Here is a 1,668-nt window from a genome sequence, read left to right on the forward strand (position 1 = left end):
GCGACGCTGCAGCTCGCCGGGAGTGAGAAGGCCGTCTCCATCACCGTCGTCGGAGACGCGATGGCACGTCCGCTCGCAGACGAATTGGCAGCAAACGCAGTAGATTACGACCTCAGCACGGTCGGAATGGTCTCGTCGGGTGGAGCCTTGTTCTCGCTCTCACTGCGGGAGCAGCTCAAGTCGATACTCCCGAACCTGGTGATCCGCGACGGATTCGGCTCCTCGGAGTCGGGCGTCGACGGCAATCTCGAGATCGGCGAAGACGGTTTGATGCGCATCGCTGCTCGCGACGAGACCCGCGTCGTGGACGAAAGGATGCGGCCGCTGGAGCCGGGATCTCCCGAGACCGGGTACATCGCTCGCAGTGGTCACGTGCCGGTCGGCTACTTCAATGATCCGGTCAAGACGGCGGCTACGTTCCCGGTGATCGACGGGGTGCGGATGTCGGTGCTCGGCGACGTCGGACGTGTCGAAGCCGACGGCTCGATCGTCCTGCTGGGACGTGGTTCTCAGTGCATCAACACCGGCGGGGAGAAGGTGTATCCGGAAGAGGTCGAGCAGGCGCTCAAGAGTCACCCGGCGGTGCTCGACGCTTTGGTCGCGGGAATTCCGGATGCGAAGTTCGGTGAGCGCGTCGCGGCGGTCATCACGACCCGCGAAGGCTTCGACGTCCCGGACGCTGCCGAGATCGGTGAGCATTGCGCGTCGCAGGTCGCTCGGTACAAAGTGCCGCGCACCGTCATGAACGTTCCGTCGATCAGGCGTTCTCCCAGCGGAAAGGCCGATTACCGCTGGGCCAAGGCCACTCTCGCCGAGCAAGCCTCCTAGTCCGGCCGGAGCCGTCCAGCGCGTTTGTGAGGCCCGCTGGGACGCTCTGGTGAAGGCCCAGGGGCCGGACCGCGAGTCCCTGTTCGAGCCGACCCGCTCGCGCACGCTGCACACGGCGGTCGGCCAGTTGCCCGGCCGGGCCGGCAGCGGCACGGAGAAACTCGTACGCGCCTCGGGGCCCTGCCCGGAGCCGGTGCGCGTCCTGCTCGCGCCCTACGACGAGCAGTGGCTCATCCCCGACCAGCGGCTGATCGACGCGGCTCGCCCGGAGCTGTGGCGGGTGGCGGACGAACGGCAGGTCTTCGTGGTGGAGACGCCCGAGGCCGACCCGCCCCTGCTCGTCACCTCGCTGCTCCCGCTGGTGCGCCCCGGCCGGATCCGCCCGCTGTTCCGGCGCCCGGGCGGCCGCGAGCCGAATCTGGCCCCGGGCCTGCTGGACCACCTCGACACCCGCCTGGGCGGCACCCCGGCGCCGCTGGACGTACTCGCCTGGATCACGGCCACGGCCCGCCCGGACCTCACCGTCCCGCTCACCGGGGACGCCGAGGCATGGGAACGGGGCCTCGAGCTGGGCCACCGGCTGCTGTGGCTGATGCGCCGCGACGGCGATCGCCCGAAGCTCCCCGGCGGGCGCCGCCCCTACGTCCGTGCCCCGCTGCCCTCCCGGCCGGTGGCGCTGCGCTACGACCGGGACGAGGAGGCCCTGTTCCTGGACGAGGGCCGTATCTCCCCGGTGCCTCCGGAGCCAGGCCGCTGACCAGGGCTATGGGCACGAACACCGCCACCGTGGTGAGAGTGGAGAGAGTGACCGCGGTGGATACCTCGCGCACCGCCGTCAGG

The 1,668-nt window shown here is 70.0% G+C and carries 1 protein-coding gene and 1 pseudogene; both read left to right on the forward strand.

Annotated features, from left to right (window positions below; translation table 11 throughout):
- Nucleotides 1-828 (forward strand): AMP-binding enzyme (locus tag ABT116_RS44655; RefSeq protein WP_502984062.1); only part of this gene is annotated, 828 nt, incomplete at its 5' end.
- Nucleotides 785-1,573 (forward strand): annotated as a pseudogene (locus tag ABT116_RS44660) (type ISP restriction/modification enzyme); the annotation flags it as partial. The gene ABT116_RS44655 and the pseudogene ABT116_RS44660, both read left to right, overlap by 44 nt.
- Between the last annotated feature and the right edge of the window lie 95 nt (nucleotides 1,574-1,668).

The sequence above is a fragment of the Streptomyces sp. NPDC002130 genome, from assembly GCF_040296465.1.
GTDB lineage: Bacteria > Actinomycetota > Actinomycetes > Streptomycetales > Streptomycetaceae > Streptomyces.